General features: G+C 41.3%; 3 protein-coding genes. 2 read left to right on the top strand and 1 reads right to left on the bottom strand.

Annotated elements, in window-relative coordinates:
* The first annotated feature begins 89 nt into the window (after positions 1–89).
* Together A7D14_RS18100 and A7D14_RS18095 are read left to right on the top strand one after the other, a co-directional pair.
* Positions 90–3,155 carry a SusC/RagA family TonB-linked outer membrane protein gene (locus A7D14_RS18100; protein ID WP_067037664.1) on the top strand — a complete coding sequence of 1,022 codons (3,066 nt, stop codon included), beginning with the start codon at positions 90–92 and terminating at the stop codon, positions 3,153–3,155.
* A gap of 12 nt (positions 3,156–3,167) precedes the next feature.
* Positions 3,168–4,604, top strand: a complete 1,437-nt coding sequence (locus A7D14_RS18095) for a RagB/SusD family nutrient uptake outer membrane protein (RefSeq protein ID WP_067037662.1) — start codon at positions 3,168–3,170, stop codon at positions 4,602–4,604.
* Between the two features lie 285 nt (positions 4,605–4,889).
* On the opposite strand, the gene A7D14_RS18090 is transcribed toward A7D14_RS18095, so the two are convergent.
* Positions 4,890–6,284 (bottom strand): P1 family peptidase, encoded by a 1,395-nt coding sequence (locus A7D14_RS18090; protein WP_067037660.1) that lies wholly within the window; start codon positions 6,282–6,284, stop codon positions 4,890–4,892.
* Positions 6,285–6,360 lie beyond the last annotated feature (76 nt).

Below are 6,360 nucleotides of genomic sequence, written 5' to 3'. Positions count from 1 at the left end.
GGTTAATATTGTAAAATTATGTGCAATTACTTAAACGATTAAGTAATCAAAAAAACCAACAAGCTGAATTAACCAAAAAACTATTTAGTATGAATGAAATTAAGTTGAACAAAACGGTATTCATTGGGTTTTTCCTATTTCTATTTTGTGTTCCGATTTTTGCTCAAAATACCGTAACCGGGAAAGTTACTTCCAATGGGGAGGTTTTGCCTGGCGTGTCGATAGTAGTTAAAGGCACAAGTAATGGCACAACTACGGATTTTGATGGAAACTACGCAATTCGAGTTGATTTGCCAGATGATATTTTAGTGTACTCTTATATTGGTTTCCAAACCAAAGAGGTTACCGTTGGCAACCAGTCTGTAATGGATGTGGAGCTGCAAGAGGATGTCAAGGCATTGGATGAAGTCGTTGTTATTGGTTATGGGTCTGTGAAGAAAAGTGATTTAACCGGAGCGGTATCTTCGTTACGTTCCGATGATTTAAACCAAGGAATTGTAACATCAGTCGATCAAGCCATTCAGGGTAGGGCGGCCGGTGTACAGATCAATCAGGCTAGTGCTGAACCCGGAGGTGGTGTCTCAGTCAGGATCCGTGGTGTTAACTCTATAACCGGAGGAGATCAACCACTTTATGTGATAGACGGAGTCCCCATTAACAATGAGGAAATGTTTACTGGGGGGAATGCAGCCAATATTCCATTGAATGGCAACCCTAGAAACCCTCTTAACTCATTAAATCCTAATGACATAGCTTCAATTGAAATTTTAAAGGATGCCTCTTCTACCGCAATTTATGGATCGCGGGGCGCAAATGGGGTGGTTATCATCACCACTAAAAAAGGTAGTTCAGGGCTGAATGTGAGTATTGACTCCTATTTGGGAGTGCAAACCATTTATAGGCATTTGGACGTTTTGTCTACCAGTGAGTACATTGAAGCGATGAACAGCCTTGAGTTGGCCCGTGGAAATGACATTTTGTTTACGGATGCTGATATTGCGGAAATAGGTGAAGGTACAAGATGGCTTGATGAAGTGACAAGGGACGCTGTTGTATCCAACCACAATTTCTCATTTAGTGGAGGCAATGAAAAATCCAAGTTCTTTGTCTCGGGCAATCATATGAATCAAGAAGGGGTTATTAAGAATTCAGGATTCAAAAGATACTCGTTCAGGGTTAACCTAGATCATAAATTTAATGACAAGTTGACGTTTGATTTGAGCTTGACCAATAGCGTTCTGTCAAACGATCATGCAACTGAGGGAGCAGCTGTTGGGATTTTCCAAGGACCCTATTATGCCGCTGCAATATACGAGCCAACAACACCTGTCCGAGATGAAGAGGGCAATTTGACTGATTCACCTTTTTTGACCATTTCAAACCCGGTTTATTATGCTGAAGGACAATTGGCCAGAACAGAAACAAATAGGCTTCTCGCCAGTGCAGGCCTATCATATCAGGTATTGCCCGAGCTATCGGCAGCTTTTAGGCTTGGAGTTGATAGGAATACAGGACGACAAGATTTATATTCTACCCGAGAATCGATTACAGGTGGTGCAATACGGGGTTCGGCGAATGTATCTAATTTGGAGCGCAACAATTACTTGTTGCAATACACAATGACTTACAATAAAGATTTTAGCCCAAACGTCAAATTAAATGCCGTGGCCGGTACTACCTATGAGGAGTTTAACAACCGTTCCTTTTTTGTTGGGATAGATGATTTCCCAACTGATATTCTCCTAACCAACAATTTGGGATTGGGGAATGTGGAAACGGTTACCTTGGGAAGTAACAAAAATAAAAACACACTGTTATCATACTTGGTTAGGGCCAACCTGACCCTTTTTGATAAATTTTTGTTTACCTCCTCGTTCCGCGCTGATGGTTCCTCACGCTTTGGAGAGAATAATAAATATGGTTATTTTCCATCAGCTGCATTGGCTTATCAGCTAGGTAAGGAAAACTTCATTCCTGACTTCATATCCAACCTTAAGATTAGGACAAGCTATGGGGTCACTGGTAACCAAGAGATCGGCAATTTTGCATCTCTATCCACTTTTGCTTTGGGTTCACAAGCAATTTTGGGGGGATCTCCATTTCAAGGGACGGCGGCCACACGTATTGCAAACCCCGATTTAAAATGGGAATCAACCACGCAAGCCGATTTAGGACTTGATTTGGGACTCTTTAAAGAAAGAATTCAGGTTAGTATGGATTACTTTTTTAAGAAAACAGATGATTTATTGCTGAATTTGCCTATCCCAACCTCTTCAGGGTTTAATTCAATCTTAAGGAATGTGGGCTCGTTGGAGAATAAAGGATTTGAGTTTATGATAGATTCAAAAAATATTGTGAGCGAAAATTTTTCATGGAATACTTCTTTTCAATTTTCAACAATACAGAATGAGGTAACGGACATTGGTGACCTTGATGCTATTATTACAGGTAACCTGTTTAGCTCAAATTATGGGTTGATTCGACCTGGAGAGGAACTCAATTCGTATTATACGTATAAGGTGACCGGCATATTTCAAACCCAAGAGGAGGTGGACAATTCCGCACAGCCTGATTCAAGGCCAGGAAATCCAATCCTCTTGGATGCCAACGAAGATGGTGTTATAACTCCGGACGACCGTGTAATAGTGGGAAGTCCTTGGCCAGACTTTACATTCGGATTACGAAATAAGTTTAGTTTTAAAAACATTGACTTAGATTTCTTTATCGATGGTCAACTGGGAGCAGAACTTCTAAACGGAAATATAATCCGTTCATACAATCCACAAGCACCTTTGCAAAATGGACTTCGACACGTAATCTTGAACAGGTGGACACCAGAAAATCCTGATACGCAATGGCCATCGGGTATTGCCCCATCGACTTATGGCGGTAGTATAATCAATTCTTTGGCTATAGAGGATGCCTCTTTTATAAGGTTGCAGACAGTTACTTTAGGGTATAATCTGCCTACAGAAAGCCTCGGATTTTTAGATCGGGCAAGATTGTATTTGACAGGTCAAAACTTACTTATATTGACAGATTACACAGGGTTGAACCCCGAGGGTAATATAAATAACCAAGGTAATGGTGCTGCCGAGAACAAGGCGTATCCAATTGCGCGAACGATAACTTTGGGATTGAATTTAGGGTTTTAAAAAATTGTTATTATGAAAAATATTATACGAGTATTGACGATTTATAGTGTGGTACTAACCTCCTTGATAGGATGCGAAGAGCCACTGGAAGAAGAACTATTTTCTCAATTGGCCACTGAAAACTTTCTTTCAACCGAGACAGGGTTGGAAAGTGTATTGTTTCAGGCGTATGCCAGAGAACAACGAACAGGACATGACTGGACAGGCATGTTACAGACAGACATAGTCATGACCGGAAGAGGTGATGGACATTTAGGAGCTTGGGAAGGTACCACGACATCTATCTTTGAATTATGGTCTTGGAACGAAACCCACTGGTTGTTAAATGTACATTGGAGCCGTAATTATGACGTTATCTATAGTTGTAATACCATTTTGGAAAGTCTAGAAGAGTTTGAATTTGGAAGTGATTTTGAAAAACGCCTCAAAGGTGAAGCTTTGGCCTTAAGAGCGCATGCTTACTATTGGCTGTATGACTTTTTTGGCCCTGTGGTACTAAGAACCACAACTGCTCCAGAGGAATTGGAGAAGGCCAGGGCGAGTGATGAGGAAACAAGGAATCAAATAGAAGCGGACTTTTTGGCGGCTATTGAACTTTTGCCAGTTGATCAAGATGCCTATGGAAAAATCACTAAGGGTGCGGCATATGGAATGCTGTCAAAATTCTACTTGAACACAAAACAGTGGCAAAAGGCCGCCGATGCAGCAAAAGCGGTAATTGATTTAGGAAAGTATGAATTATTTCCAGATTTTACCACCTTATTCCACATAGCCAATGAAGGGAATTCAGAAGCGCTTTGGGTTCAGCCAGGAGATCCGGCACCAAATTTAAATAACTCCCTTGCAGGATTGACCTATCCTGCGGATTATCCATTTACTGGAACACAGTCAACATTTCCTGCAAGGTTGTATGTTTATGATTCTTTTGTGCTTTCGTATCCAGAAGGGGATGATAGAGCAAAGGTTATTACCACTGAGTATATCAATCGCTTTGGTGAACTTGTAGTAGGACTGGGCAATGACCGGTCTTACCCATTTAAATATGGTCTGGACCCTAATGCAAGTGGAGGTTTTGGGGGCAATGACTGGATATTGCTACGTTATGCCGATATCCTTCTAACCCGTGCAGAGGCATTGAATGAATTGAATGGACCAAACCCTGAAAGTTTGGATCTCATAAACCAAGTAAGAAACAGAGCGAAAATACCTGAACTGACCCTTGCTGAGGTTGGAACCAAAGAACAGTTTCGAGACATCATATTTCAGGAAAGGCAATGGGAATTTCATTATGAAGGTATGACACGTCAAGATATGATACGCCAAGGTACCTTGGTGTCAGATGCTATTTCACGTGGTGTGGTAAATGCCAATGAAAACCGTGCTTTATTTCCAATCCCCCAATCTGAGATGGATACCAATAGAAACATGGTGCAAAACCCTGGTTATTGATTGGATAAGTTTTGGTTAATTTTGGCACTGTTGATGAAAAAGTCACACATGTACCAATACCAAAACCCATAAACTATTTGATATACCAAGATATTTGGGGTTTTAGAACCTCTTTTCTGTGAGTTAGTTGAAAAGGGCTGTGTCTTAATTAAGATACAGCCCTTTAATCTTTACTTTAGGGAAATGGTGGAATATAAAATATGTAACCAATACTTTTGATGTTTATCTCACGTTCTAAAATAGCCAGATAATTCAACTTTATATGGTATTATCTGTCTCCTTACTTTACTTCCTTACTGCTTCTAAATGCCAAGGCCCTGGATTGACGGTTAGACCAGTAACGGTTTTTTTAGGAGTCAGTTCAAACCTGATGACATCCTTTGCGGGTGTTTCTATTATAAACTGCCCGTCCGAGGCTGGAATAAGCCTGTAAATTTGGTCCTTATTAAAATAGATGCCCGCGTTTTTGTTGCATTTCGCCTTCAACTGGTTTGAGTCTAAAAAGACATCTAGGCTAAATCCGCCATAAAATTCATAAATGCCAACAAAGGGTTCAAGGACTTGTCGACTTGTCGACGTTTTAAGTGGCTTTGGCGGTTCCGGTACATTTGGCACACTATTGAGCACGGCATCCCATGCCAATTCAGAAGCTGCAACCGTTAATGCCATAGGACTTAAATCAGGGTCTTCCACTTCTGCTGTAGTAACAGCATACAAAACATCGCCATCATACTGGGTAGAGAACGGTTGAATTGCCCTTCCCATGGAGGTATGAACTTGTACGGCCATTCGTTGAAGGGCCCAATACGGCATTTTTTTGTTGGTGACCACCAACGTAAGGGTAGTATTGTTGGTTGGACCATTGTTGTTGGATTTTGTTAGGTCTTTCATGAGTCCTGTGTCATTTATCAATTGTGATATGGATATACAGTTGGTATCACTTTTGTTTCTAGAGCATCTTACCAATTGGCCATTTCGATCAACAATGGCTCCCAATGCGTTCACAACCGTGAAAACGGCAATCTTGGTTTCCCCGATTTGAGCAAAGGCGGCACCTTGACCTGAATGCGGCCATGAGGCAAACTGATTCTCTCTATCTTTTGCACCGGAAAAAAAGTAGGAACCCTGCATGGCGAATCTTCCGGCACCGTAAGCCCCAAGAGGAAACGAATTGGGCTTTGCCGATAGGAAAGCTTCCCTTCCCAGATGGTCATCAGGGGTGGCACGGCTTAGCCTTCGTCCACCGACGTCATAGATGATACCTCCCAGTACACCTGCAATTTTGTTGACGTTTCCCTGCTTTGCATTTTCGTCCTTAATGGCATTGGCAACTCCAGTAGCTGCCGACAAACCATACCAAGAGCCACCAGAAAAAACAACGGCATCTATCATTTTGCTCTCATAGCTACGTGTCACAACATGTGCATTTACGGTACCCGTTGCACCTCCTCTAATGTCAGCTGCTCCCATTACTCCATCTGGAAAATAGAATACCGTAGTACCTGTGGGGCCTTGCTCGTTTTCTGCGGTGCCAATATGCATTCCTTTAAAATCAAATGTCAATATTGATTCGGTTGAAGGCTCTGCCGTGGTTTGGGCTTTAGCAAAAGTAATACCCAGAAAAGCAAAGATTACAATAATGGTTAACCTAGTATGTTTCGTGTTTCCTGTTGCTTTCATAATAATGTACTTGATGATCTTTATTTAGATTATTCTTTACAACACCCTAAAAGATGTAATTAGGTATTTATATTAC

The organism is Allomuricauda sp. CP2A (assembly GCF_001683915.1).
GTDB lineage: Bacteria > Bacteroidota > Bacteroidia > Flavobacteriales > Flavobacteriaceae > Flagellimonas.
This window is presented reverse-complemented; position numbering and strand designations above follow the sequence as displayed.

Excerpts from the sequence above, each read along its gene's own strand:
- A7D14_RS18100 (WP_067037664.1), top strand. The coding sequence starts at position 90 with ATGAATGAAATTAAGTTGAACAAAACGGTATTCATTGGGTTTTTCCTA.
- A7D14_RS18095 (WP_067037662.1), top strand. The coding sequence starts at position 3,168 with ATGAAAAATATTATACGAGTATTGACGATTTATAGTGTGGTACTAACC.
- A7D14_RS18090 (WP_067037660.1), bottom strand. The coding sequence starts at position 6,284 with ATGAAAGCAACAGGAAACACGAAACATACTAGGTTAACCATTATTGTA.